Here is a 23,951-nt window from a genome sequence, read left to right on the forward strand (position 1 = left end):
TGAACCAGCGCTATAACGCACAGCTATGGAGTGTGGGCTGGCCCGGGTTGCGGGCGCAGCTGGTTCTGAGCGGCTATATAAGCGTTTTCAGGTCGATATCCTCGGCCATCGCCTTGTTGCCGGCATCGCCGGGATGCAAGTGGTCGCCGGAGTCGATAGTCGGCAGTAAGCGACTTGGGTGTTCAGGGTCGCGGGTCATGAAATCAAAGTCGATCACGGCATCGAATGCGTGGCTGGTCCGTATCCAGTCATTAATGACCTGGCGCAGTTGTTCTTTCTCGGCGCTGTGATAATTCTTCACGATCGTTCCCTCCAGGGCGCCTTCGACCGGCATCAGGGTTGTTCCAATGATGCGAATGTTGTTCAGGTGCGCTTGATCGATCAGTTGCCGATAGCCCGCAATCAACTGTTCCTTGGCTGGCAGGCGTTCGTTCGGAGCGAAGGAGGAGCCCGGCCAACTGATGTCATTGATGCCGAGCATCACAATTACCGTTTTTACTCCGGGCTTGCCCAGCACATCGCGCTTGAAACGCGCCAGTGCGCTGACACCCATGCCATCTTCGAGCAGGCGAGCCCCGGATATCCCGGCGTTGAGCACCGCGAGGCTCTGCGCGGCCAAGCGTTGAGCGAGGAAGTCCGGCCAGCGTCGATTGTTGTCCAGGGTCGAGCCATTGCCATCGGTAATCGAGTCGCCGAGCACCACCAGGGCACGGGCGTCGGCCGGTGCATCCACCAGGATGTCGCTGAGAAACAGCCGCGCCTCCACCCGCTCGCTGCCTTCCAGTCGCTGAGCGTCGATGTGTTTGCCAGGGGTGATAAACGCGGTTTGTTTGCCATCCCAATGGAACGTCGTCAACGGCGTGTGCTGCGGCAGATAAAGAGAAATCGCAAGCTCACTGAGTGCCGGCACTGCCAGATCTATCGGATCACTGATCCGCGTTTCACCCGCGGCGAGGGTGACCTGTTCCTGATCGTTGAACTTCAGGCTGTGCCCGGAGCCTGCGCGAATCTGATCGACGCCCTCAACGAAGGCGATACGCGCGGCACCGATGACCAGCGGTTGCTTGCCATATTCGTTGGAAACCACCACCCGTACCCGGCTTCCGCCGCTGCTGATGCGCACTCTCTGGTGAAGGGTGCTGTCGGTCAGCGCTTCAGGAATTCGCGTGGGCAGTGGCAGTTCGTTGCCCCAGGTGGGTTGAGGGCTGGCCATCCAGGTGGTGACCCAATTTTCCGCCGCCATGACAGGGCTCGCGGCAAGCAGGGCGGTCAAGGCGAGAGGCAACGGTATTCTTGAGTGAAGGGCTTTCATTCAGGTGTCTCCTTGAGGGTAATGGATCAAGAAGGCCAGATTGGTCTATTCAAAATACGTGTGGTAGAAGGGGGAACTGCATACAGCCCATTCCAGAATCGAATGCCTATGGACAGTCTTAAAGCGATGCACTGTTTTGTCCGCGCCATTGAGCTCGGAAGCCTGTCATCTGCCGCGCGTGAGTTAGGCAGTACTCAGCCCACCGTCAGCAAACTGGTCGCAGCCCTGGAAAAGCAATTGGGAGCCCGTTTGTTGATTCGTGGCTCCACCGGGTTGACGCCTACCGAACAGGGAAAGCGTTTCTACGAGCGTGCCAAAGGCGTGCTGGAAGAGTACGGCGAGGCCGTTGCGGATGTGCGTGGTCTGACCGAACGCCCCGAAGGTTTTCTGCGCGTCAACGTTCCGGTCAGCCTCGGTGTGTTGCGGTTGAATGCGTTGCTGTTGTCGTTCATGGAGCAGTACCCGGCTATTGAAGTTGAACTGATCCTCAATGATCGTTTCGTCGACCTCACTGAGGAAAACGTCGACCTGGCCCTGCGCCTGGGGGGCAGCCTGCCACCGAACGCCGTCGCCCGACGCATAGCGACTTCACCGCGCTATCTGGTGGCTGCACCGGAGTACCTGCGCAACCATTCCCCATTGAAAAGCCCGGCAGACCTGAGCGAACACAACTTCCTGCGTTTTGCGTGGTTGACCGCGGGCGACCGTCTGGAGCTCAACGGCCCCCATGGTGAGCAGGTCAGTGTCACGACTCAGGGGCGCTATCGAACCAACAGTTCATTGGCCATTCGCGACGGTCTTCTGCAGGGCGCGGGGCTGTGTATCACGCCGGCCTGGCTGGTCAGCGACCTGCTTGAAAGCGGGCAGTTGGTCCGGGTGCTGCCCGACTGGAGCGGCCCACCGAACGACGCTTTTCTGATCTATCCCGAACGCCGCTACCGCCCGCTGCGCACGCGTTTATTGATGCAGTATCTGGCCGAACGGGTAGGGCAGTTGCCTGGTTTCTTGCCTTGACGGAGCACCCTTGATTTGACGGGTATTTGGTTGTGCTATACAACTAAATGCACATTTTGTTCGAGGTGCTTGCCGTGACCCATGCCCAGTCAGACCTGATCAACCAAGTCCGTTCAGCGTCGCGCCTCATGGTGCGCGAGTTGGGGTTCATGCAAGCCACGCTGGCGGCGACGGACTATTCGCCTTCGTTTGTTCACACGATCGTGGAGATTGGGGATCGGGGTTCGCTGACGGCGGGGGAGCTTGTGGAGCTTCTCGGCCTGGAAAAATCCACCGTGAGCCGGATGGTGCGCAAGCTCATTGAGGCCGGTGAGATCGAAGAAATTCCACACGAGGAGGATGCGCGCTCCAAGAAGCTGCGACTCACGGTGCGGGGCAAGAAAACCCTGCGAGCCATTGATTCGTTCGCCAGGCAACAGGTGGACGCTGCCTTGGTTTATCTGACGAATGAGCAACAACAGGCGGTGAGTGAGGGCATCGCCAACTATGCCAGCGCCCTGCAAGCCCATCGACTCGGTACAGCGCCGCAGCCCCCCGCGCAGCTGGATATCGCTCGGGGCTATCGGCCCGGAATCATCGGCCGCATGGTGCAAATGCATGCTGACTACTACGCAAGGCATTCGAATTTCGGCCAGCCGTTCGAAAGCCTGGTTGCATCGGACATGGCGGAGTTGATGGGGCGTTTGCACAATCCACGCAACGAAGTCTGGGTGGCTCTGGATGGCGAGCGAATTGTCGGTTCCATCGCGATCGACGGTGAAGGCGAGGGCGGCGAAGCGATTCTGCGCTGTTTCATTCTGGATGACTCGGCGCGAGGCAAGGGCGCAGGCAAACGCTTGCTGGCTGAAGCCATGAAATTCTGTGACGAACAGGGCTTTTGCGCGACGCGGTTGTGGACGTTCAAAGGCCTGGATGTGGCTCGCAAACTGTATGAAGACTTTGGCTTCAAGTTGGAACAGGAGCAGGAGGGCCAGCAGTGGGGCGCAACGGTTATCGAACAGTGTTTTGTCCGACCTGGCCCGGTTGCTGGGCCGCTAAATGGAGTTGGCGATACGCATCCACCAATTGATCTTGCGTGAATGCGCGATTTCGCCCGCTGGGATTGGGCAGGACCCAGACCGAGGCATCACCAAAAGTTTTTGACTGAAGCCCCCACGCAATTTCCCGTTGACCGGACAACGCGCTGTACGCAGCTTTGCCGAGAAACGCCACAAAGCGTGGCGCATAGTGTGCGATCTTTTGTTCAAAATCCGCGGCGGCAGCGGTGAACTCATGCACGGACAGCTGATCCGCTCGCGCTGTAGGCCGTTCAACCACTGCGGTTAATCCACATTGATATTGCAAGATCGTCCGGTCGTTTTCCGGGTGCACCTCTGTAGGCGTAAAACCGGCTAGATGGAGTGTGCGCCAGAAGCGATTGCCTCGACCCGCAAAATGATGGCCCAGGGCGGCGGCAGTCACGCCCGGATTAATGCCGCAAAAAATCACCGCAAGCCGTTCGGTGAGAATGTCTTCGAGTCCTTCACTCACCCTACACCTCACACACCGCAAATCACGTTGACCGCATTGCGGGCAAGCTCCGTCAATTCCGCGCGGGATTTGCCCGCCCGCGCCCGTATCGAAATGCTATGCAACAGGGATGACGCGAGTACGGCGAGGGCGGCTGGGTCGACATCGTCTTTCAACTCACCGGCGCTGACTGCCGCGCGCAGACGTGTTTCCAGATCGGCATCGAGCCGGCTGAGCCGGTCCGCAAGAACCTCTCGTATTGCAGAATCCTCGACGGCTTCGGTCGTCGCCGTGCCGATCGCAAAGCAGCCACGCGGTTGCCCCTCGCCCGAGAAGTAGATCGACAACTGCCCCTCATAGAAGCCCATTAGCGCCTGCTCCAGAGTCAGGTCTTTGTCCGTAAGCGCCTCCTGCATGGCAGCGGAGGCAGACTCCCAATACTGCTCGAGTGCCTTGATGTAAAGCGCGTGCTTGTCACCGAATGCCGCATAGAGGCTTGGGCGATTCATGCCGGCCGCAGTGGCGATGCTGTCCAGGGAAGCGCCGGAATATCCGGTGCTCCAAAAAACCCCAAGTGCCTGTTGCAGCGCTGTCTGCGGGTCATATGCGCGGGGGCGGCCTCGGCCTTTGCCCTCTGTAATTTTTTTTTGTGCCATGTCGTACAAAATCCTTGTGTGGGGATGAGCTGCTCTATATTCTTACACCATCGCACAAAATTAAGGAACCAGAAGTTCCTGAACGTCAGGTTTGTTGTAGCTGAGCTCGAACTGGGTGTTGCGGCGACGAAACCGGTGCGGCGGAGCGATCCTCCCTGACCGTGCACGGGTTTGCTTTCTCACAGCAATTTTTGCCATCAGGGCCGCAGGCGATTCTCGCAGGTGCTGGCCCGATTTCCCGGTTAAAGGTGTATTCGATCATGACTAAACAGTTCGACATCCCGGCTACGCAGACCTTCGAGCACGCAAGGCCTGACGCGCCCATCAAAAAACCGTTCAAGCAGAAATTGCGGCCATTGCTGATCGTGGGTTTGCCGGTGCTCTTCGCAGCGCTGGGCTATGCCCGCTATCAAGCAGGCGAGGCGTTCATTTCGACCGATAACGCCTACGCCCGAGTGGCGAAGGCGTCGATCAACGCGCGTATTTCCGGACAAGTCGTCGAAATCGCCGTCGAGGACAACCAACCGGTTCACAAAGGCCAGATGCTGTTTCGGATCGACCCGAAACCGTTTCAGATCGCGGTTGACCGTGCGCAAGCGCAGCTGAGCGTGGCGCGGCTGCGCATCGATGGGCTCAAGGCCGGTTACCGCCAGCAGCAGGCTGAACTGCAATCGGCCAAAGAGTCGGCCGATTTCGATCAGCGCGAGTTTGCCCGCAAAAAAGCGCTGGTCGCTACCGAGTTTGTCTCGCGGGCGATTTACGAGCGCGCCGACACCGACCTTAAAGTGGCCCGGCAACGCATCGCGTCGATCGAGCAACAGATCGCCAGCACGGTTGTCGCGTTGAACGGTAATCCGGACATCGAAGCCGATAACCACCCGACGGTTCGTGAGGCGAGGGCGCAGCTGGATGAGGCGCAGCTCTACCTCTCATATACGACGGTATATGCGCCGGACGATGGCATCGTGGCCAAAGTCGACGATCTGCAGGTAGGCAACTACGTCAGCAACGGTGCGCCGGCCTTTGCGCTGCTGTCCGATCGGCAGATTTGGGTCGAGGCCAACTTCCGCGAAACGCAGGTGACCCACATGCGTCCAGGCCAGGAAGCAACCATCAGCATCGATACCTATCCCGATCACGTTTTCAAAGCCCACGTGACCAGCATGAGCCCCGGTGCCGGATCGGACTTCGCCTTGCTGCCGCCTGAAAATGCGACCGGCAACTGGGTCAAGGTTGTCCAGCGGGTACCGGTGCGCCTTGAACTCGACGAGGCCGACCCTGCGTTTCCGCTTTTTTCGGGCACCAGCGCCACGGTCAAGGTCGATACCGGGTATCACACGCCATGGTGGCATCCGCTCAAGGCGCTGTTGACCGCAGGTAACTTCTGATGAACGCCAACCTTGCCAGACCTCAAGGTGCGGGAACATTGAGGTTCGCCGCGCTGCTCGCGACCTATATGCAGTCGGCGAACCTGCCGTTGCCGAATGCGGTACTCAGGTTTATCCAAGGCAGTCTGTCGATGACTGACGACCAGGCAGGCTGGGTATTCACCTCATACCTCGCGGCGAGCGCCATCACCATGCCGGTTGCGCAGTGGCTGGCCGGGCGTTATGGCTTGAAGCGGGTTTATCAGGCCGCGTTAGCCTTCTTCGTTCTTGGCTTGCTGCTCGCCACAGTTGCGACGACTCCGCTGGAGTTCGTCGGTGCGCGAATTATTCAAGGCCTGGCGAGTGGCGTGCTGGCGCCGCTGTCGATGGCGATTTCAATGGAGACGTTGCCTCTGGAGAAGCGTGCGAAATTTGGCGCGACGTGGACGGCAATCGTGCTCTTGGGCATCGTCAGCGGCCCGAGCATCGGTGGTTGGGTCAGCGAGCATTTTGGCTGGCGCCCGATCTTCTACATCAGCCTTCCGTTGTCGGCATTCATCTTCCTGGTGATGGCGCTTTTGCTTGCCGAGAAGAAGGCCGAGCAACGTCCGTCGTTCGATTTCTTCGGCTTCGGCAGCTTCACGCTGGCGTTGATCAGCCTGCAAATGTTGCTCGACCGCGGCGAACGCCTGGACTGGTTTGCCTCGACCGAAATCTGGCTGGAGGCGGCGGGCTGCGCGTTGGGGCTGTACCTGTTCGCCGTGCATCTGTTGAGCAAGAAGGTGCATTTCCTCAACAAGCGTCTGTTCAAGGACCGCAACTTCGTACTGTCGACGATTATCTTTTTCGCCGTGGGTTTCGTGCTGTTGTCGACCATGGCACTGACGTCGCCGATGCTGGACGAGATCCTCGGCTATCCGCCTGATACGACAGGTTCGCTGACGATACCGCGTGGTGTGGGGCTGGTAGGGGCTTTCCTGCTGATGGGCCGTGTTCCCGAGCGTTTCGACCGTCGGTTGTTCGTGGCGATTGGCGTGGCCGTGGTGATTTACGCCAACTGGCTGATGCTCGGTTATTCGCCGTTGATGGACTGGTCGCCGGTGGCGATTGCCGGGGCGATCCAGGGGATTGGCATCGGCATCTTGATGCCGTCGCTCACCAAGATCGCGTTCAGCACGCTCGATCCCAAGTTACGCCCTGAAGGCACCGGTTTTTTCAATCTGTCGCGTGTTTACGGGAGCACCCTCGGCGTTGCGATCGTGCAGATTTTCTTCTTCAACAATACGCAAGCGATGCACCTGGCACTGGTCAGCCATCTGACGCCTTATCGCGCCGCTGCGCATGCCGCGCCGATGTCCCTGCAAGCACTGGCGGGGCTCAACGAAATGATCACCGGCCAGGCGGCTTTTATCGCGGTGGTCGACCAATTCAAGCTGTTGATGGTGGCGATGCTGGTGGTCAGTCCACTGGTTGTCTTTCTTCGCAAGCCCGTTCCGACCAACTAGTTTTCGTGGAGTTTGCCCAATGAAATCCAATGCACGCTTCATCAACAGACAGACGTTAAAAACCACGTTCGGTGCGGTGTCGGTTCTTGCGTTCCTGACAGCCTGCACCGTCGGCCCCGACTATCAAATGCAGCCGCCGAGCCTGTCGCAGCACTACGACCAACAGGCCGAGCAGCGTCTCGGCCAGGGCGGCAACCAGCCTGGCGGGCAACACATCAACCTTGGCCAAAAGGTCAGCGGTGACTGGTGGACGGCCTTCCATTCGCAGAAGCTCGACCAGGTTGTGCGTCGCGCCATCGAGGGCAATCTTGAGCTCGTGGCGGCGGATGCAACGATCCGGCAAGCGGCGTCGTCCGTCGCGGCGGCGGAGGGTGCGCTTTATCCGCAGGTCGACTTTGGCGCCCAGGCGGGGCGTCAGCGGGTACACAACGCAAAAGAGCCTTCGATCTCCAATTTCTACGCGATCGGGCCGCGGGTCGGTTTTGACCTTGATGCGTTCGGCGGTAACAAGCGGCGGGTCGAGCAGCAGCAAGCGTTTACCGATCTTCAGAAACATCGATACGAAGCGGCGTACCTGACCCTGACGGGGAATGTCGCCAGCCAGGCATTGTTGGTGGCGTCTGCCAATGCGCAGATGGCAGCCGTCGAAAAGCTGCTCGCCAATGACGCCAAGAACCTCGACTTGGTGCGCAGGGCACATGCCAGCGGCGTCACCACGCAGATCGACGTTTCGCTGGCTGAGACCCGGCTCGCCCAGGACCGCACACTGTTGCCGCCCCTCGCTCAGCAGCGTGATGCCGCGCGCCATGCGCTGTCGATTCTCACGGGCAAAGGCCCCGGCGACTGGATCGCGCCGGACTTCGATTTTGCCGAGTTCGTATTGCCGGCCAACGTGCCGGTGAGCGTGCCTTCGGAAATGGCCCACGGCCGACCGGACGTCCTGCAAGCAGAGGCCGAGCTGCACATGGCCAGCGCGGCAGTCGGTGTCGCGACTGCGAACCTCTATCCCCATGTAACGCTGTCCGCCTCGCTGGTACAGGCCGCTTCCGGCAATGGTGGTGCCGCGCTCTGGGGTTTGGCTGCAGGGTTGGCGGGGCCGATCTTTGACGGCGGAACGCTCAAGGCTGAACGTCAGGCTGCCGTCGACGGTTACAAGGCGACGCTCGCCGGTTATCAGCAGACGGTCATTCAGTCGTTCGGTCAGGTCGCGGACTCGTTGCAGGCAATCAACCATGACGCCGAGCAAAACCAGGCGCAGGAAGACGCGTTACGCGCTGCAGAAACCAGTTTTCGGTTGAACCAGCAAGCCTACGCGCAAGGCGAGAACAGCATTCTCCAGGTGCTGGAAGCGGAACGTGCCTACGAGCAAGCGTTGCTGGGGCAAATCCGGGTGAAGACCGCGCAGTATCTCGACACGGTGCAACTGTATGTAGCCCTCGGCGGTAATTCCGTCGGCGCGTTTGAGCAACGGATTGCCAGTCGCGAAGCACAGAACCCTTCGTATCAATAACGGCTACGGCCCCGAACATTGGAGTCAAGAGATGTCTTACGAAGCTTTTCACGATGCACTTCGCGATACCCGGTTTGCGCTGAACCACGGCTCAGGTGAAATGCCGGCTGTTGGGTTTGGCACGCTGTTCAGTGATCTCAGTGTCACCACACAAGCGGTCAAGGACGCCTTGGAAGCGGGCTTTCGCCATTTCGATTGTGCAGAGCGCTATCGCAATGAGGAGCGTGTCGGCGCTGCGATAAAAGAGGTGCTGGAGGCGGGCAAGATCCGCCGGGAGGACGTGTTCATCACCACTAAACTGTGGAACACCAACCATCGTCCCGAGCGAGTCAAACCTGCTTTCGAGGCCAGCTGCCGCCGCCTCCAAGTGGACGCTATCGACTGCTACCTGATCCATACGCCGTTTGCCTTTCAACCCGGTGAGAATCAGGACCCGAGAGACGAGGAAGGTCGAGTTATCTACGACTCCGGCGTGACACTGATCGAGACCTGGAGAGCACTTGAACGCCTGGTGGATGAAGGCCGCTGCAAGTCGATCGGCTTGTCTGATATCACGCTGGAAACGTTAAAAGAGATTGTGGCAGTGGCCCGGATCAAACCTGCCGTGGTGCAGGTCGAGTCCCACCCTTATCTGCCGGAATGGGAACTGCTTGAGTTCTGCAAACAGCATGGAATCGTCCTCCTGGCGTTCGCGCCACTGGGCCATGGCATGGAGCCGAAAGTGTTGGAGGATTCGGTGATTACAGGGATCGCCAAGCGCTTGCAGAAGACTCCGGCTCAAGTGGCATTGGCCTGGTCTGTACAACGGGGCGTTGCTTTTTTGACCACGTCCGCTACACCAAGTCATATCAAGGAAAACCTGGATATTTCCACCCTGCCGCATAGGGCGATGCTTGAGATCAAGGAAGATATTACGACCAGGATACGATTCAACTCGGTCGTGGAAACCGGTGTGCCTGGATTTATTCCACGGAAGAAGTGACACATGACGAGGAGGGCGGTCTTCTGTAAGGCCGCCCTCTGTTATCCACGCCCTTGAGGTGAAAACGATGGACGTTTTCCAAACCATGCGGTTTTTCATGGCTGTTGCCCAGAGCGGCAGTTTTACGGCGGCAGCCGAGCTATTGGACACCACGACAACCAACGTTTCCAAAGCCGTTTCCAGTCTGGAGACCAGGCTTCAAACCCGCCTGATTAACCGCACCACCCGACGCCTGGCGTTGACCGAAGCGGGTGCACGCTATTTGCAACGATGCGAGAGGATTCTTGACGAGGTACGTGAAGCCGATGAGGAAGCCGGTACCGCTCACACCCGGCCCATGGGCAGGCTGAAAATTCATGCCATGTCAGCCATCGGTAATCACTACGTGATCGATGCCATTGCCAAATACAGAGAGACTCATCCCTCGGTCATGTTTGATTTGACGCTGACCAATCGGCTACCTGACTTGCTCGAGGAGGGGTATGACATGTCGATTGTTTTAGCGCGGGATCTACCCGATTCGGGGTTTGTCGCTCAGCGGCTTGGCATCACTTACAGCATCCTCTGCGCTTCGCCTGCTTATCTGAAGAAACGCGGAATCCCGGACTCTCCAGGTTCTCTTGGTGCACATGATTGCTTGAGGATTGTTAATACGGTAATGCCGGTTGAACACTGGGCATTTGAGGGGCCTGAAGGCGTGGAGTCAATCAACGTCCCATTGTCTCCCTTTCACATCAATACGGCTGATGGAATGACCGTTGCGATAACAAACGGGATGGGCATCGGTATTCAGCCGATTGCTTCTGCGGTCAATGGCCTCAGGGCCGGGACGTTAGTGCGCGTGTTGCCGGAGTATCGGCTTGAAGAGTTGAATCTATTTGCAATCTACCCATCACGAAAATTCGTGGATGCGAAGACAAAGACTTGGGTGGAGTTTCTTAAACATCACATCCCGGGCATGTTGGCATCCGATGAAAAAATCGTAGGCTCAGGAAAAACATCAGTTTTTGAGTGAGTTGCACCGCAGGCATGGAGTGTCGACCCTCCATCGTCCGCACAGCACTCAACCGTTTGAACATCCAGTGCCCATGACTTGATACTGCATGACATGCTGTTGATCGTGGGAGTCTTCATACGTCATTTGCACCGGGACCGGTTTGCACTCGTCCGGAATCTCTGTGATGTTAATGACTTTCTTAATGTCGAGCTTCGTTTCGTACGTGTAGATCTCAACAGGTGTTTTGCTGGTCGCGTTAGTTGAATGGCCATCGTCTGCAATGGCGTGTGCGCCTATACCGGCAAGCGCCAGAAGAACCGCAATTTTTAAAGTTTTCATTTTATTCACCGTATCGTCCTAGGTTGACTCTGCGTCCGAGATGATCGTAAAGGTCATATCGGATTTCCGAGTGACTACCTCGTGAGCTAATGGATACTGACGCTATTGGCTCACTGGGTAGAGACGATGTTAGGTGTCTGAACTTCTTTCAAATAGCGGTCGACTGGACAAACACTGTTGCCGGTTTTCGCATGAATGGCCCAAAGATCGCAGGCTCCTACAGGGCATGGGTACGGGGGTACTCAACCTCTGCAGGAGCCTGCGATCTTTCTATTTTTGGCTACCCGACAAGGGCGGGGTGCGAGGCGGTATCAAGCGTTTCGTCCCCGTCGACTCGAACGCCGAAGCCAAGCGAAGCAGCGTCGAGTCGTCATAGGCGCGGCCAGCAAATGTCAGCCCGACGGGCATGCCGATGTCCGGCATGACGCCCATCGGCACCGTGACCGTTGGAACGCCCAGGTGGCGGATGGCGAGATTGCCGTTGGCAACCCATACCCCGTTACTCCACGCGATGTCCGCAGACTTCGGATCGACATCGGCATTCGCCGGCCCAACGTCGGCTACCGTAGGGAAAATCACCGCGTCGAGCCCCAGCCGATCCATCCATTCCTCCAGATCGATTCGACGGGTCTGTTCCAGCCCGCGCAATCCATCCGGCAGCGTGTCGATCTGATCCCACGGCGTAATGCCGCGTTCGGCCATCCGCACGTACTCGTCCATGCCCGCGGCAAGATCACCCTCGCGGTTGGGCAGCGTCCCCGGGTCGTGGGGGAAAATCAGCGGCCCGTTCACGTCGATCAGGCGATTGAGTTTTGGATCGCCGTTGGCTCGCAGAAAATCATCGAACGCCCAAGCCGTCAGATCCCACAACTCATGGTGCAGGAACTCTTTGGACACCAGGCCCCGATTAAACACAGTCGGTGCGCCAGGACGATCGCCCTCGCAATTGGAAACCAGCGGGAAATCGACCTCGAGCACTTCAGCGCCGGCCGCTTCGAGTGCCTTGCGCGCCTGCTCCCAGAGCCCGATCACGGAGGGGCGGGTGTTGATGCGCTGGCCCGTCGGCCCACCGATGCCAGGCGCATCGCTGGTGCCCGCGTCGGGATCGGCGTTGATGTACATGCGAGGCACGCCGAAGCGCTTTCCTTTCAGCGCATCGCTTTTCGCGGCCAGCGACCCATAGAAAGCGGGGCGCACCGAAGCGACACTCGGAATTGGCACCCAAGGTTGCATCCGCCATAGATCGCCGCGTGTGTCGGGATCATCGGCCACCACCACATCGAGCACCTCGAGCAGGTCCGCCATCGTCCGGGCAAACGGCACGACCACGTCCATCGTCGGCGTCAACGGCCAGTTGCCGCGCACCGAGATCACCCCACGCGAAGGCGTATAAGCACACAAACCGTTGTTCGAAGCAGGGCCACGTCCGCTCGACCAGGTTTCTTCCGCCAGACCGAAGGCCGCGAAACTGGCGGCGGTTGCGGTGCCTGCGCCGTTCGATGAACCCGAGGCAAAAGGGGCGGTGAGGTAGTCGGCGTTGTACGGACTCTCCGCACGGCCATACACCCCGCGCTGCATGCCGCCGTTGGCCATCGGCGGCATATTGGTCTTGCCCAGGCAGATCGCCCCGGCGGCGCGAAGCCGTTCGATGGTGAACGCATCGCGATGAGCGATCAGGTTGGCGAAGGCGGGACTTCCAGAGGCGGCGGTCAGCCCCTTCACCAGATAACTGTCCTTGGCCGTGTAGGGGATGCCATCGAGCGGCCCCAGCGTCTCGCCCTTGGCCCGACGAGCATCGGACGCCTGCGCTTCCTTGAGCGCATCGGGGTTGCGCACCACCACCGCGTTGAGGGCGGTGGGCGTGTCGGCGCCGTCGTAGGCGTCGATCCGGGCGAGATAGGCCTGCACAAGCTCAACCGCCGTGGTCCGGCCGGATTCGAGCGCGGCACGCAGCTCGGCGATGGAAACTTCGGTGACCTCGATCATGCTGTTACCACCGGCTGTTGATGGGGGGCGCGGTGGATGTTTCCATTGCGCTGGATTTTGGGCTCAGAGACATCATTTTTCTCAAAATGGGGTTTCATATCGGTTCTCGTTGCACTGCATTGCGCGACAGTATCGGAGAACTTATGGCCCTCTGTCATTCGCCGAACGCTTTGAACTGATAAGACGGCGTGAAGGGTATTGACCTAATTGCCATCCGCCACCTTGCGTTCTATCTCGGCTATTTTTCGACGGAGCTTTTCAGCCTCCTGCTCTTGGGTTTGAGTCGTAGTGGCCTGATCTTCACCGTCGAGGTCGCTGTCCACATCGACCGGTTTATCAGGTGTATCGGTGGGCGGAGTGTTCGAGGTGGTTTCTGATTCGGTGCTTTTAACACTGTCATCGTTGTTCATTTCGCTTACCTCCATTGGCTTACCCATTGGATTCAGCGATAGGGGGTGAGTTCGAGATTTTTCCCGAAACCAGGCCAATGTTCTGTCCCAGGCAAGTCTGGCGGCGACATCATATCGAGGCGGGAGCACAGAGGGGCCTTGATGCGCGCGTGCCGTAGCAGCTGCCGAGCCTGCGAGGCCGCGTTCGGCGGCGCCGCAGTCGTCAAACCAGACCTTGCGGTGCATCAGGCAAACCGCGTCAGTCGGATTCACGACTGCTGCGCAGCCGAACGCAGCCTCGCAAGCTCGGCAGCTGCTACAGACCGCATTACGACCCAGCCTGTTTATTCAACTCCTCTTCGACAGCCGCGATTTCTGCCTGCCGCTTGATGATCATGTCGCCCACGGGCGGGCCCTGGAAGCGTCGTTTTTCGAAGCTGAACCAGATGATGGCCGTCAGAATCAGAAAACCGATGGTGATGTACAGCGCCCAATCGTTCGGCGGTTGGATACCGATAGCGAAGATCAGCACCATCGAGAGGACCGAGAGGATGGCGAACAACGAGTAAAACGCTCGCCCCATGTTCCACGGTCCCATGGTCGGCCACTTCGAGGTTCCGTAGGTGAACAGGCCCAGCACGATGGGGATGATGAACGAGAAGAACAGGAAGATCACCGTGCAGGAAACCACAATCGTGTACACCGGCGTTTCGCCGATCGACACCAGCGACGATCCCCACACGAACAGCACCGCGAGGATGGAACCGGTCCAGATCGCTGCCACCGGGCTGCGATGGCTTGGCGAAACCGTGGCCAGCGCCTTCGAGAAGGGCAGGCCGCCGTCACGGGAGAACGCGAAGATCATGCGCGAGACCGAGGTCACGGTCGCCAGCCCGCAGAGGAACTGCGAGATGAAAATCGCCACGTAAAGCGCCATTTTGATCGCCGGGTTCACCTGGGTGTCCATCGCCCAGAAGAACACATTCCAACCCTGCTTCGCCGCTTCATCCATGTTCGGCAACATCAGTACAAACGAGCAGAGCATGACCCAGCCGAACATCAACGACCAGGCCACCGACGTGACCATGCCGATCGGCACCGACACGGCAGCCTTGTGGGTCTCTTCAGAAGTATGCGCGGAGGCGTCATAGCCGGTGATGGTGTAGATCGGCAGGAGCAGGCCGAGCATGAACACCCAGCCGTTCGACACTTGTGGCCAGACGTTGCCGCCCGCCGCGCCGGAGTAGTTGCTGAAGGTCACCAGGCGGACGAATTCATAGCTGGGCGCGGCGATCAGGCAGACGATGGTCAGCGCGGTTGCCGTGGCGAAGATCAGATAGCCCGAGAAGTCGGTGAGCTTGGCGGTCAGGCCGATGCCGAAGTGGTTACACAAGGCCTGGATGCCGGTCAGGATCGCCAGGAAAACGATCCGTGTGGTGATTGTGTCTTGCATGCCCAGGGCCGGTCCGAAGGCTCCGAAAAAGAAGTAATAAGTGCCGACGTTGATCGCGCCGAGCACCGTGATCAGCCCCAGCAGGTTGAACCAGGCCGTCAACCAGCCGGTGAAGCGGTTACCGAGAATCGAGCCCCAGTGATAGAGGCCACCGGCGGTGGGGTAGGCCGAGGAAATCTGCGCCATGGCCAAGGCGAAAACCCCGGAGATCAGGCAGCCCAGTGGCCAGCCGATGCCGATGGCCGCACCGCCTGCACCCGAAGTGCCCTGTGCCAGCGAGTTGATGCCACCGGAGAGGATGCAGATGATCGAAAAGGAAATGGCGAAGTTGGAGAAAACACCCATGCGTCGCGAGAGTTGCTGGGCATAGCCCATGCTGTGCAACACCTTGATGTCGTCGTCTTGTGGCGCGGTGGCGCCGGGTTGGCTTACAGGACTCATAATGTGTGCCTTGTCAGGTTTGATACACATCCATCCGCGTTGTGCGTTGCCGGATGGGACTGTCTTCAACCCCCTGTCTTACTGCTCCTGCGTCTAATGGATAAAACCCATCCATGTTGTGGCCGTTCTAAAGACGGCCGTGATAAGCCGCTTCGAAAATTTCTGCCGCGCCATTTCGTGTCAATGGCAGCGGATTACCGCCGGCGCAGGGATCGACAATCGCCATGTCGGCGATCAGGTCGGCCTGCTGATCATCCACCCCCAGCTCCACCAGCGTATGCGGCACGCCGATGTCCTTGCGCAGCTTGAGGACGAAGGCCATAAAGCTGTCGAAGCCCGGGGAGGGCAGGCGCAGATACGCCGCCAGACGGGTGATGCGCTCCTCAATGGCCGGGCGATTGAACTTCAGCACATAGGGCATGAACGTGGCATTGGTCATGCCGTGGTGGGTGTCATACAGGGCGCCCACCGGATGCGAGAGCGCGTGCATTCCTCCCAGGCCTTTCTGGAACGCAGTGGCGCCCATCGCCGCCGCCGCCAGCATTTGTGCGCGCGCGTCGATGTCGGAAGGGGTGTGCACCGCCCGCACCAGGGCATTGGCCACCAGGCGCATGCCTTCCACCGCGATGCCTTCGGCCATGGGATGAAAACCGGGAGCGCAGTAGGATTCCAGGCAATGGGAAAACGCGTCCATGCCGGTGCCGGCGGTGACCTTGGCGGGCATGCCGACGGTAAGGGCGGGGTCGCTGATGACCACCCGCGGCATCATCTTCGGGTGGAAAATGATGCGTTTGGTGTGCGTGCGCTCGTCGATGATCACCGCCGCACGGCCGACCTCGGAACCGGTGCCCGCAGTGGTTGGCACCGCGATGACCGGGGCGATGCGGCTTTCGTCGGCGCGTGTCCAGTAGTCGCCGATGTCTTCAAAATCCCACACCGGTCGGGTCTGGCCGCTCATGAACGCGATGAGCTTGCCCATGTCCAGGCCGCTGCCACCGCCGAACGCCACCACGCCGTCATGGTTGCCGTCGCGCCAGGCGTCGAGCCCACCCGCCAGATTGGCCTCAACCGGATTGGGCTTGAGGTCGCAGAACAACGCGACACCGAGGCCGGCGGCGCGCAAGGATTCCAGCGCCGCCGTGGTGATCGGCGCACGCGCCAGGCCACTGTCGGTGACCAGCAACGGTCGCTGGATCCCTTGGCTGCGGCAGACTTCCGCCAGTTCGGCGATGCGGCCGACACCGAAGCGGATGCTCGTGGGGTAGTTCCAGTTCGCGGTCAGGCTCATGGCTCAGATCTCGTGGCGCAGATGGAAGGATTTGGCTCGGGTCAGATGCTCATAGCCCAGGCGCGACAGCGTTACGCCGCGCCCGCTGTTCTTCACCCCGGTCCAGGCCAGGGCCGGGTCCAGGTAATCGCAGCGGTTCATGAACACGGTGCCGGTGGCGACTTCGTTGCCGATGCGTTCGGCGGCGGCCAGGTCTTGCGTCCAGATCGAGGCGCTGAGCCCGAACTCGCTGTCGTTCATCAAGGCGATGGCTTCGTCGTCGCTGGCCACCGGCATGATGCCCACCACCGGGCCGAAGCTTTCCTCGCGCATCACCGCCATTTGATGGGTGACGTCCACCAACACCTGCGGCGCGAGGTAGGCGCTGCCCGGCGTGTCGGCGGCAAAGTCCTTTGGATCGATCAACGCCCTGGCCCCTTGTGCCAGTGCATCGGCGATCTGCTTGCGAACGAACTCAGCGGCGCCCGGTGTGACCATTGGCCCGAGGGTGGTGGCTTCGTCCAGCGGGTTGCCCAGCACGTATTGGCGGGTCAGGGCAGCGAAGCGCTCGACAAAGGCCGGGTAGATTTTCTCATCGACATAAATCCGTTCGACGGCGCAGCAGCTCTGCCCGGAATTGAAGAAGCTGCCGTCTACCAGGTTTTCCACCGCATGATCGAGGTTGGCGTCTGCCCGGACGTAGGCCGGGTCTTTGCCGCCAAGCTCCAGGCCCACGCCGAGGAAACCTCCAACGGCCGCGTGTTCCATGGCCTCGCCACCGCTGACAGAACCGGTGAAGTTCACCTGCTGCACCCGTCCGGAGGTAATGATCGCCGCCGCATAGACATGACTGAGCAGCAGGTTATGGAACAGGCCTTCGGGCAGATGGGCGCGACGAAAGGCTTCGGCGAAACGCTCCCCGACCAGCAGCGTTTGCGTGGCGTGTTTGAGGATCACGCTGTTGCCCGCCATCAGCGCCGGAATGATCGTATTCACCGCCGTCAGATAGGGGTAATTCCACGGAGCGACGACCAGCACCGTACCCAGCGGCTCGCGTTTGATATAGCGCTGAAAACCCGCAATAGGCGCGGGCTCAATCGCTGCCAACGCTTCGGGTGCAATGGCGATCATATGCCGGGCACGTTCTTCGAAACCGCGCAGTTCGCCAGCGCCGAAGCGTATCGGGCGGCCCATTTGCCAGGCCAGCTCCGGCACGATCTCGTCCTTCATCGCCAGCATCGCGTCCACGGCAGCGCTGCAAAAGGCGGCGCGTTCGCTCAGTGGTCGGCGTTTCCATTGCGCCTGGGCGGTTTCGGCCGCCGTCAGGGCTTGCTCGATCTGCGCCGCATCGGCACGGCGGCGTTCGGCATAGACCCGGCCATCGACCGGGGAGATAAGTTGAACGGTCTCAGTCATGGCGTGCTCAATAGCGCTCGAAGCCGCGCTGCAGTTCCCAGTCGGTTATCCGTCGGTCGTACTCTTTCTGTTCCCAGTCGGCGGTGTGCACGTAGTGGTCGATCACTTCATCACCGAACGCCTCGCGCAACATGCTCGACGCCTTGAGCGCGGCGCAGGCCTCGCGCAGGGTTTTCGACACTTCAGGCAAATGCTCATCGACGTAGGCATCGCCCTCGAACGGCGCCGCGAGTTCGAGCTTCTCGTCGATCCCGGCCAGGCCTGCTGCGATCAACGCGGCGAAGGCCAGATAGGGGTTGAGGTCGGCACCGCCGATGCGACATTCGATGCGGATGGATTTGCTGCCCTCGGCGCACAAACGAAAGCCGGCGGTGCGATTGTCCCGACTCCAGACCGCCCGCGTCGGCGCGAAGGTGCCGGCCTGAAAGCGTTTGTACGAATTGATGTAGGGCGCAAGAAAGCAGGTGACGTCGTTGGCGTATTTGAGCTGCCCGGCGACCCACGAGCGCATCAGCTTCGACATGCCGAACTCGGCCTTGGGGTCGAAGAACAGCGATTTTTTGCCGTTCTTGTCCCACAGCGAATTGTGGATATGGCTACTGGAACCGGCCGCGTCATAGCGCCACTTGGCCATGAACGTGATCGCCTTGCCTTGCAGTTGCGCGATCTCTTTGCAGGCGTGCTTGATGATGACGTGGTGGTCGGCCATGGTCATGGCATCGGCATAACGGATGTTGATTTCTTCCTGCCCCGGCCCCCATTCGCCCTTGGAGTTTTCCACGGGAATGCCGGATGCCTGCAGGTGCTTGCGAATCGCCCGCAACACCGGTTCCTCGCGGGTGGTCTGCAGGATGTTGTAGTCCTCGATGTAATGGCCGGCGGTCTTCGGCTGGTGGTAGTTGCGCTCGTGGATTGCCTCATAGCTCTCATCGAACAGATAGAACTCCAGCTCAGAGGCGAACATGCCGGTATAGCCGCGCTCGCGCAGGCGCTCGACCTGTTTTTTCAGGATCGCTCGCGGGCTGTGGGGCAGGTCTTTTCTGTGGTGATGATCGAGCACATCGCACAGCACCAGCGCCGTGCATTCCAGCCACGGCACGCGTCGCAACGTGGACATGTCGGGTTTGAGCACAAAGTCGCCATAGCCTTTGCTCCAACTGGCAGCGGCGTATCCCGGCACCGGCTCCATGTCGATGTCGTCGGCCAGCAGGTAATTGCAGCAGTGGGTTTCTTCGTGGCCGCTGTCGATGAAAAACTCGACCTGGAATCGCTTGCCGACCAGTCGCCCCTGCATATCGACCATGCACACCAGCACGGTATCGATTTCGCCGGCGGCAGCGGCGCGTTTAAGTGCTTCGAAACTGAGAAGGGGCTCGGTCATCGCGTCAGTCCTGCATGAATGATCTGGACCTGTCTGAAATAGCTGTTGCAGACGCTCTCCAGAAAAAACCAAAACCTGCAGACGCGAGCATCGTGAGCAATAAGCTGCTGAAAGCTTAGCCTACTGTTGCTAGGCGCACGTTTCGGTGAGTGGGGCTTGATGATTCAATGCTGTTCACTTAGGCAGTTTCAGTCGCGACGCGTTCTTTGTAGCAGCTGCCGAAAGCTGCGTTTGGCTGTAGCAGCTGTAGCAGCTGTCGAGCTTGCGAGGCTGCGTTCGGCTGCGAAGCAGTCGTCAAACCAGACGTTGCGGTACGTCAGGCAGACCGCGTCAGCCGGATTCACGACTGCTGCGCAGCCGAACGCAGGCTTCGCCAGCTGCTACAGATCGCAGCATTGGCCTGTGTGGTGGCGGTTAGCTCCACTGCTTTGGACGTTCGTTTCCCCAATCTGGTGTGGCGAGGAGCAAATCCCCTCGCCACCGGTTGCGTTAGTTATTCCTTCGGTTCGACGTGATCCAGCGCCTGGTTCACCGCCAGTTCACCGAGCATGACCACTTGCGCAATGCCCAGCAGGGTCTTGCGATGTGAGGTCTCCAGCAATGCTGCGAAATTGTTGAGCATGAGGGTGGCCGAGCCGAGTGTTTCGCTGGCGTTGGCCAGCAGGGCTTCGGTGTTGTACTTCGGGTTGGCGAGGTACATGGGTTCGGGTTCGTGGGTGGAGGCCATGATCTGGGCGGCCGGGTTGAGGTAGTGGTCGAGGGCGCGCTCGGCGGCTTCGTGGAGTTTTTTTAACACCGTGGGTGTATGTGGTGATTCGCCCCGTCAGGAAAGGACTGACGGGGCGTTTTTTGTTGCGTTGGGTGCAAATCTATCGCTGCTCTTACGTGTGATGAATCTCCCGATCCTTGGTTTCCGGCAGGAAGAAAGTACCAAGGATGGCCGTCATCACCGCGATCACGATCGGGTACCACAGCCCGTAGTAGATATCACCCGTGGCCGCGACCATGGCGAACGCAACTGTGGGCAGGAAGCCGCCGAACCAGCCATTGCCGATGTGGTAGGGCAGCGACATCGAGGTGTAGCGGATGCGCGCCGGGAAGAGCTCCACCAGCCAGGCAGCGATTGGGCCGTAGACCATGGTCACGTAGATCACCAGGATGGTCAGGAGCAGCAACACCATCGGATAGTTGGTCTTGGCCGGGTCGGCCTTCTCGGGGTAGCCGGCGTCCTTGAGGGCGGTACCGAGGGTGGCGACGAAGGCGTCGTTGCGGGTCTTGAAGTCAGCGGCGGGCATGCCGGTGCCTTCGAAACTCGGGATCACCTTGTCACCGATGCGCACCTGCGCGACGGCGCCAGGCGCGGCTTTCTCGTTTTTGTAGGGGATGGCCTTCTTCGCCAGCACAGTCTTGGCGAGGTCACAGGAACTGGTGAATTTGGCCTTGCCCACCGGGTCGAACTGGAACGAGCACTGGCCGGGATCGGCGACCACCGTGACCGGATTCTTCGCCTGCGCGGCAAACACGTCGGGGTTACCGAACTCGGTCAACGCATGGAAGATCGGGAAGTAGGTCACGGCTGCGAGGATGCACCCGGCCATGACGATGCCCTTGCGGCCGATGCGGTCGGACAGGCTGCCGAACAGGATGAAGAACGGCGTGCCGATCAGCAGCGAGCCGGCAATCAAATAGTTGGCGGTCTGCGGGTCGATTTTCAGTGTTTGCAGCAGGAAGAACAGCGCATAGAACTGCCCGGTGTACCAGACCACCGCCTGGCCGGCCGTGCCGCCGAGCAAGGCCATGATCACAATCTTGAGGTTGTCCCAGCGGGCGAAGGATTCGGTCAGCGGTGCCTTGGAAGACTTGCCTTCTTCTTTCATCTTCTTGAATACCGGCGACTCGGCGAGTTGCAAGCGAATGTAGACCGAGACGATCAGCAGCAGGATCGACAGCAGGAAGGGAATCCGCCAGCCCCAGGCCTCGAAGGCTTCGGTGCCGAGCAGGGTGCGGCAGGCGAGAATCACCAGCAACGACAGAAACAGGCCGAGGGTCGCGGTGGTCTGGATCCACGAAGTGAAGTAGCCGCGCTTGCCTTTGGGCGCATGCTCGGCCACGTAAGTCGCCGCGCCGCCGTACTCACCCCCTAGGGCCAGGCCTTGCAGCAGACGCAGGGTGATCAGGATGACCGGTGCCGCCACGCCGATGGTCGCGTAGCCGGGCAGAAAACCCACGACGGCGGTGGAGACACCCATGATCACAATGGTGATGAGGAACGTGTGCTTGCGCCCGATCATGTCGCCCAGTCGGCCGAACACGATGGCGCCGAAGGGCCGCACGGCGAAACCCGCAGCGAACGCGAGCAGCGCAAAGATGAAGGAGGTTGTTTCATTGACGCCCGCGAAGAAGTGCTTGGCGATGATCGCCGCGAGGGAGCCGTAAAGATAGAAGTCGTACCACTCGAAAACCGTGCCCAGGGACGAGGCGAAAATGACCTTGCGTTCCTCCTTGGTGATCCCTCGGTTGGGCATGCTGCCCGTGGCTGTAGTGTCAATCGTGGCCATGAGTCTTCTCCGTCTTGCTCTTGTTGAAGGCCGGAGTACCTCATCACTTTTGCCGCACCCAGGCCCTAGGGCTGATGTCGTCGGATTACCAATTGCGCGAATAATGGAAACAGGGCTGACGGCCTCGCATTGCTGCATGGTTTCTTGAAGCATAATCGGCTTCGCGCAGATATCCACTCGCCAACGTGCCCGGCGGGGGCCACTCCCACCGGGCACGTTCGCGGATTTAGCCCTTGGCCGCCATCGCGGTGACTTCCACGCGCATGCCTTCGACCGCCAACGCGGCCACGCCCACGGCGGCGCGAACCGGCCAGGGCTTGGCAAAGAAGCGCTGGTAGACCTCGTTGAACGCGGCGCGGTCGGCCATGTCGGTGAGGTAGATGGTCAGATGCAGCACCCGGTCCATGGAACTGCCGGCGTTCTCCAGCGCGACCTTGAGCGCCTGCAGAGTGCACTCGCTTTGCAGGGTGATGTCGCCCAGCTCCAGACTGCCGTCGGCGCGGGTAGGAATTTGAGTGGAGACCAGCAGGCCGCCGAAACCGGCGACGTCGGAGGAGATGGATTCCGCGTCGGGATCGGGGAGGAACGTGATGTCGTGGTTTGCCATGGGGGTCTCTTGTTTGTGGGGGTGAAGGGGGGCTGGGGCATTCAATGGTGCGACGCCTTTTTTGCGCGGCCAGTTTACAGCCTCATCGTCAGGCCGTTCGTTCTGTTGTGTATCACCTGCTAAACACTTTCAGCCACATCAATCTGCAACGAAAGCATGCACTTCGCTGCGCTGTCCGACGCTGGATCTATCGCGGCATCCACCATGGCCCTGACCGCCGTTTGCGCCAGCGCCTCGATCGGATGTGACAGCACGGCTTGAACGATGCCGTCACGCAGGGCGGTCCCGGTGATGGGGGTCAGGTCGTGGCACACCACGACGGGTAGCGCGATGTGCTGGGCTTTCAGTTCGCGCAAGGCGTTGATGACCCCTTCGATACCGCCACCTGCCACATACAGGCCGACCAGGTCGGGCTGGCTGGTGAGCAGGTCGAGCGTGCCGGCATAGGCGAATTCCTCGTCCTCCAGGGTCAGGCGCGTAGCCAGCAATTCCCAGTCCTGGGGTTGTTCCGACAGGAAGGAGCGAAAACTCATTTCACACAGTTCCTGGCACTGAAAGCGCTGGGTGCCGACCATCACGGCCACTGGCCCCAGTTGCGCTGCCAGGTGCTTGATGAACCAGCCGGCGGTGCGGCCCATGGCACGGTTGTCGACGCCGACATAACCGGCCCCGGCCGAGGCGCTCAGCTCGGACACCAGGGCGACCACATGAATGCCGGCCGCTCGCAATTGCGCCATGGCCTCGCGAACAGCCGGATGGTCGGCGGCCACCACGCCCAAGGCATCGACTTCGCCTTGCAACTTGAGGATGCGTTCTGCGGTGGCGGCCGGGGCCAGGTCGTCGATGTAGTGGATCAGCACCCGAACCTGGGCCCGCACGCTGGCCGTCGCCGCCTCAGCCAAGGCCTTTGCCAGCCCCTGATAAAACGCCACGCCACGCTTTTGCAGCAGAAACCCCAAACGCACGGTCGGGCGCTGCTGCAGCACTCGTTGCTCGATCACATTACGCCCGTAGAAGCCCAGTCGGGCGGCAGCCTCGGCAATGCGTTGCGCGGTATCGGCGCGCACGTTGGCCCGCAGGTTCATCACCCGGTCCACAGTGGACAGGCTCACCCCGGCGGCCAGGGCCACGTCTTCCATGGTTGAACGACGACCGATCGGGTTGTCGGCTTTTGACGAAGAATGCTCTGACATGAAATGAAAGCCTATCTGAAACTTTTGACGGGTTTTGACAGGTATCGCCGACCGACTATAGCAGCCATG

21 protein-coding genes are annotated in these 23,951 nt (G+C 60.0%); 7 read left to right on the forward strand and 14 right to left on the reverse strand.

Features of this window, described 5'->3' with window-relative positions:
• Positions 1–73: 73 nt before the first annotated feature.
• The gene (locus AF70_RS03545; protein ID WP_028941384.1) at positions 74–1,312 is read right to left on the reverse strand and encodes an SGNH/GDSL hydrolase family protein; all 1,239 of its coding nucleotides are present in this window, start codon (positions 1,310–1,312) and stop codon (positions 74–76) included.
• Between the two features lie 108 nt (positions 1,313–1,420).
• On the opposite strand from AF70_RS03545, the gene AF70_RS03550 reads away from it, so the two are divergent.
• Together AF70_RS03550 and AF70_RS03555 are read left to right on the forward strand one after the other, a co-directional pair.
• Entirely contained in the window at positions 1,421–2,326 is a 906-nt protein-coding gene (locus AF70_RS03550; RefSeq protein ID WP_019580235.1) for a LysR family transcriptional regulator, read from the forward strand.
• Positions 2,327–2,373: 47 nt separating this feature from the next.
• The gene (locus AF70_RS03555) at positions 2,374–3,405 is read left to right on the forward strand and encodes a helix-turn-helix domain-containing GNAT family N-acetyltransferase (RefSeq protein WP_028941385.1); all 1,032 of its coding nucleotides are present in this window, start codon (positions 2,374–2,376) and stop codon (positions 3,403–3,405) included.
• Here AF70_RS03555 and mug read toward each other — a convergent pair.
• Together mug and AF70_RS03565 are read right to left on the reverse strand one after the other, a co-directional pair.
• Positions 3,317–3,856, reverse strand: coding sequence for a G/U mismatch-specific DNA glycosylase (mug, locus tag AF70_RS03560; protein ID WP_081791096.1), 540 nt, complete (start codon positions 3,854–3,856; stop codon positions 3,317–3,319). The two genes, AF70_RS03555 and mug, sit on opposite strands and share 89 nt — an antisense overlap.
• An 8-nt stretch (positions 3,857–3,864) precedes the next feature.
• Positions 3,865–4,491: a TetR/AcrR family transcriptional regulator gene (locus AF70_RS03565; RefSeq protein ID WP_019580237.1), complete on the reverse strand. Its 627-nt coding sequence runs from the start codon at positions 4,489–4,491 to the stop codon at positions 3,865–3,867.
• Positions 4,492–4,751: 260 nt separating this feature from the next.
• Here AF70_RS03565 and AF70_RS03570 point away from each other — a divergent pair, with 260 nt between their 5' ends.
• The 5 genes from AF70_RS03570 (at position 4,752) to AF70_RS03590 (ending at position 10,870) form a co-directional block, all read left to right on the forward strand.
• On the forward strand, positions 4,752–5,879 hold the full coding sequence (locus tag AF70_RS03570) for an HlyD family secretion protein (RefSeq protein WP_019580238.1): 1,128 nt from the start codon (positions 4,752–4,754) through the stop codon (positions 5,877–5,879).
• Positions 5,879–7,363 carry a DHA2 family efflux MFS transporter permease subunit gene (locus tag AF70_RS03575; protein ID WP_019580239.1) on the forward strand — a complete coding sequence of 495 codons (1,485 nt, stop codon included), beginning with the start codon at positions 5,879–5,881 and terminating at the stop codon, positions 7,361–7,363. Before AF70_RS03570 ends, AF70_RS03575 begins: the two co-directional genes overlap by 1 nt.
• A gap of 19 nt (positions 7,364–7,382) precedes the next feature.
• A complete protein-coding gene (locus AF70_RS03580; protein WP_028941386.1) occupies positions 7,383–8,873 on the forward strand; it encodes an efflux transporter outer membrane subunit in 1,491 nt (496 codons plus the stop codon).
• Between the two features lie 31 nt (positions 8,874–8,904).
• Positions 8,905–9,855, forward strand: coding sequence for an aldo/keto reductase (locus AF70_RS03585; RefSeq protein ID WP_028941387.1), 951 nt, complete (start codon positions 8,905–8,907; stop codon positions 9,853–9,855).
• Positions 9,856–9,922: 67 nt separating this feature from the next.
• The gene (locus AF70_RS03590; protein ID WP_019580242.1) at positions 9,923–10,870 is read left to right on the forward strand and encodes a LysR family transcriptional regulator; all 948 of its coding nucleotides are present in this window, start codon (positions 9,923–9,925) and stop codon (positions 10,868–10,870) included.
• Between the two features lie 48 nt (positions 10,871–10,918).
• Here the strand turns inward: AF70_RS03590 and AF70_RS03595 are convergent, their stop codons facing one another.
• The 11 genes from AF70_RS03595 to AF70_RS03645 form a co-directional block, all read right to left on the reverse strand.
• Positions 10,919–11,191, reverse strand: a complete 273-nt coding sequence (locus tag AF70_RS03595) for a DUF2790 domain-containing protein (RefSeq protein ID WP_028941388.1) — start codon at positions 11,189–11,191, stop codon at positions 10,919–10,921.
• Positions 11,192–11,461: 270 nt separating this feature from the next.
• Positions 11,462–13,177, reverse strand: coding sequence for an amidase (locus tag AF70_RS03600; protein WP_028941389.1), 1,716 nt, complete (start codon positions 13,175–13,177; stop codon positions 11,462–11,464).
• A gap of 203 nt (positions 13,178–13,380) precedes the next feature.
• Positions 13,381–13,587 carry a hypothetical protein gene (locus AF70_RS03605; protein WP_019580245.1) on the reverse strand — a complete coding sequence of 69 codons (207 nt, stop codon included), beginning with the start codon at positions 13,585–13,587 and terminating at the stop codon, positions 13,381–13,383.
• Positions 13,588–13,894: 307 nt separating this feature from the next.
• Positions 13,895–15,460, reverse strand: coding sequence for an amino acid permease (locus tag AF70_RS03610; RefSeq protein WP_019580246.1), 1,566 nt, complete (start codon positions 15,458–15,460; stop codon positions 13,895–13,897).
• A 127-nt stretch (positions 15,461–15,587) separates the two neighbouring features.
• Positions 15,588–16,748, reverse strand: a complete 1,161-nt coding sequence (locus AF70_RS03615; RefSeq protein ID WP_028941390.1) for an iron-containing alcohol dehydrogenase — start codon at positions 16,746–16,748, stop codon at positions 15,588–15,590.
• Between the two features lie 3 nt (positions 16,749–16,751).
• Complete coding sequence (locus tag AF70_RS03620) at positions 16,752–18,143, reverse strand: aldehyde dehydrogenase family protein (protein ID WP_028941391.1); 1,392 nt, start codon at positions 18,141–18,143, stop codon at positions 16,752–16,754.
• Positions 18,144–18,150: 7 nt separating this feature from the next.
• The gene (locus AF70_RS03625; RefSeq protein WP_028941392.1) at positions 18,151–19,524 is read right to left on the reverse strand and encodes a glutamine synthetase family protein; all 1,374 of its coding nucleotides are present in this window, start codon (positions 19,522–19,524) and stop codon (positions 18,151–18,153) included.
• 493 nt (positions 19,525–20,017) lie between these two features.
• The gene (locus AF70_RS03630) at positions 20,018–20,320 is read right to left on the reverse strand and encodes a DUF6124 family protein (RefSeq protein ID WP_050438339.1); all 303 of its coding nucleotides are present in this window, start codon (positions 20,318–20,320) and stop codon (positions 20,018–20,020) included.
• Between the two features lie 85 nt (positions 20,321–20,405).
• On the reverse strand, positions 20,406–22,082 hold the full coding sequence (locus AF70_RS03635; protein ID WP_028941393.1) for an MFS transporter: 1,677 nt from the start codon (positions 22,080–22,082) through the stop codon (positions 20,406–20,408).
• Between the two features lie 226 nt (positions 22,083–22,308).
• Positions 22,309–22,689, reverse strand: coding sequence for a RidA family protein (locus AF70_RS03640; protein WP_019580252.1), 381 nt, complete (start codon positions 22,687–22,689; stop codon positions 22,309–22,311).
• Between the two features lie 119 nt (positions 22,690–22,808).
• Positions 22,809–23,882, reverse strand: a complete 1,074-nt coding sequence (locus AF70_RS03645) for a LacI family DNA-binding transcriptional regulator (protein WP_028941394.1) — start codon at positions 23,880–23,882, stop codon at positions 22,809–22,811.
• Between the last annotated feature and the right edge of the window lie 69 nt (positions 23,883–23,951).

The organism is Pseudomonas sp. KD5 (assembly GCF_012932895.1).
Lineage (GTDB): Bacteria > Pseudomonadota > Gammaproteobacteria > Pseudomonadales > Pseudomonadaceae > Aquipseudomonas.

Excerpts from the sequence above, each read along its gene's own strand:
- AF70_RS03545 (WP_028941384.1), bottom strand. The coding sequence starts at position 1,312 with ATGAAAGCCCTTCACTCAAGAATACCGTTGCCTCTCGCCTTGACCGCC.
- AF70_RS03550 (WP_019580235.1), top strand. The coding sequence starts at position 1,421 with ATGGACAGTCTTAAAGCGATGCACTGTTTTGTCCGCGCCATTGAGCTC.
- AF70_RS03555 (WP_028941385.1), top strand. The coding sequence starts at position 2,374 with ATGCACATTTTGTTCGAGGTGCTTGCCGTGACCCATGCCCAGTCAGAC.
- AF70_RS03565 (WP_019580237.1), bottom strand. The coding sequence starts at position 4,491 with ATGGCACAAAAAAAAATTACAGAGGGCAAAGGCCGAGGCCGCCCCCGC.
- AF70_RS03570 (WP_019580238.1), top strand. The coding sequence starts at position 4,752 with ATGACTAAACAGTTCGACATCCCGGCTACGCAGACCTTCGAGCACGCA.
- AF70_RS03575 (WP_019580239.1), top strand. The coding sequence starts at position 5,879 with ATGAACGCCAACCTTGCCAGACCTCAAGGTGCGGGAACATTGAGGTTC.
- AF70_RS03580 (WP_028941386.1), top strand. The coding sequence starts at position 7,383 with ATGAAATCCAATGCACGCTTCATCAACAGACAGACGTTAAAAACCACG.
- AF70_RS03585 (WP_028941387.1), top strand. The coding sequence starts at position 8,905 with ATGTCTTACGAAGCTTTTCACGATGCACTTCGCGATACCCGGTTTGCG.
- AF70_RS03590 (WP_019580242.1), top strand. The coding sequence starts at position 9,923 with ATGGACGTTTTCCAAACCATGCGGTTTTTCATGGCTGTTGCCCAGAGC.
- AF70_RS03595 (WP_028941388.1), bottom strand. The coding sequence starts at position 11,191 with ATGAAAACTTTAAAAATTGCGGTTCTTCTGGCGCTTGCCGGTATAGGC.
- AF70_RS03600 (WP_028941389.1), bottom strand. The coding sequence starts at position 13,177 with ATGATCGAGGTCACCGAAGTTTCCATCGCCGAGCTGCGTGCCGCGCTC.
- AF70_RS03605 (WP_019580245.1), bottom strand. The coding sequence starts at position 13,587 with ATGAACAACGATGACAGTGTTAAAAGCACCGAATCAGAAACCACCTCG.
- AF70_RS03610 (WP_019580246.1), bottom strand. The coding sequence starts at position 15,460 with ATGAGTCCTGTAAGCCAACCCGGCGCCACCGCGCCACAAGACGACGAC.
- AF70_RS03615 (WP_028941390.1), bottom strand. The coding sequence starts at position 16,748 with ATGAGCCTGACCGCGAACTGGAACTACCCCACGAGCATCCGCTTCGGT.
- AF70_RS03620 (WP_028941391.1), bottom strand. The coding sequence starts at position 18,143 with ATGACTGAGACCGTTCAACTTATCTCCCCGGTCGATGGCCGGGTCTAT.
- AF70_RS03625 (WP_028941392.1), bottom strand. The coding sequence starts at position 19,524 with ATGACCGAGCCCCTTCTCAGTTTCGAAGCACTTAAACGCGCCGCTGCC.
- AF70_RS03635 (WP_028941393.1), bottom strand. The coding sequence starts at position 22,082 with ATGGCCACGATTGACACTACAGCCACGGGCAGCATGCCCAACCGAGGG.
- AF70_RS03640 (WP_019580252.1), bottom strand. The coding sequence starts at position 22,689 with ATGGCAAACCACGACATCACGTTCCTCCCCGATCCCGACGCGGAATCC.
- AF70_RS03645 (WP_028941394.1), bottom strand. The coding sequence starts at position 23,882 with ATGTCAGAGCATTCTTCGTCAAAAGCCGACAACCCGATCGGTCGTCGT.